The organism is Chryseobacterium jejuense (assembly GCF_900100075.1).
GTDB lineage: Bacteria > Bacteroidota > Bacteroidia > Flavobacteriales > Weeksellaceae > Chryseobacterium > Chryseobacterium jejuense.
Window position 1 is genome coordinate 1 of sequence record NZ_FNEG01000018.1, and the last position, 1,466, is coordinate 1,466.

Genomic DNA, 1,466 nt, shown 5'->3' on the forward strand with positions numbered 1-1,466 from the left:
AACTTTAAAGCCAAAAATAAAGGAGTTTGGAAAGAAAGTGAAGAGGCAGAAAAGATTGAAAAAGAGATTCTTTCTTCAGAAAAATTTATTAATTCTGAGGTTAATATATATCGCTATCTCCACGGTATTCCTTATTCAGCATGGGAAAAAGGAGATAAGCAATATAAATATGATCTAGGTTTTAGCAGTGAAGAAGATTATAAATATTCAATCACTTATTATTCAAAAGATGGAAGTGTTTATTTTTTAGATTCTACACCTTACTTTTTAAAATGGTCTAACCGTTTTATTGATTATCCTAAAAATCCTAATGAATCACATCAGTTAAAACTCCCTGTGCAAATGGATTTGATCTGGCATTCTTATGATAATGAATCTCGATGGTTTGAAGGAAATGTGGTTTTGCCACAAAACCTTCAGGCAACTTTTGAAAAAGGACATTATGATCGAATGATTGTGACTATCCCTAAAGATACAGGAGGTGATTTTGTTAATGGGGTTATCTATTTTGTAAACAAGCAGAAGCAGGATCAGGTGATGCGTTTTCGCTTAGGAAGATTTAATGATGAACAGAAAAAACTGATGTCACCTAAATACACACTTCCCAAAGGCTTTGTAGTTCCCAAATGGGAAGGTCGAATCCCACTTAAAAAGCCAACAGATTTAGAATATTGGCAGGAAGAATAATGTTTTTTAATGATGAAAAAAATAAAAAACATAGCATTATTGTTACCAAGTTTATTGTTAATAATAAGCTGTGAACCTAAAGATAAATTTGAATGGAATGCAGGAATTTCTGCTCCAAAAAATTATATATCAGGAGGCCCATTTGTAGAATATTTTTATCAAGGAAATGGGGTAGCAGGTACATCTGCCAATGTAGGTATAAACCCTGGTTGGGGAATGACAAGTGGTGGCTATACAGGAGGTGAAATATTTAAGCCTGTTCCAGACAGTATTTCTGTTAGTTGGCGCTGTGGCCTTGATTTGATTGAATATAAAGTTGGGGCAAAACTTCCAAGAGAAAAAATGTTGGAACTATTTAAAAAAGGAAAAAAAATTACAGGGAAAAGGGAGAATTATAGTCAAATCATTACAGGTATGGCTCCTGGAGGTAATATAACAGTATGGCTCTCTGGCTCATTTGGAAATGAAGAAATTACAAGAATTAAGGCTAACCGTATTGGAGAGACTGATAAAGATAATCCTAATTCAGTAACTCTTTGGACATCAACAGGAGATGAAGCAAAAGATATTTTGAAATATAACTATCTTCATGGTATTCCTTATTCAATATGGGCTACAGGAGAAAAAACATACAAATATGATATAGGATTTAGCAGTGAAGAAAATCGTGATTTTTATGAATCAGTTACAGCTTTTTCAAAAGACGGTAGTTATATATTTCTAAATGAGAATCAATTTATTATTCCTTACAAGGATTGGTTATCTAATCATATTACGGA

At 32.7% G+C, this 1,466-nt stretch carries 2 protein-coding genes; both read left to right on the forward strand.

Annotated elements, in window-relative coordinates; genetic code table 11:
- A partial coding sequence (locus BLS98_RS23490) for a hypothetical protein (RefSeq protein ID WP_167356279.1) occupies positions 1-687 on the forward strand: 687 nt, incomplete at its 5' end.
- Positions 688-696: 9 nt separating this feature from the next.
- On the forward strand, positions 697-1,466 hold a 770-nt coding region (locus BLS98_RS22995), incomplete at its 3' end, for a DUF2931 family protein (RefSeq protein WP_139166180.1).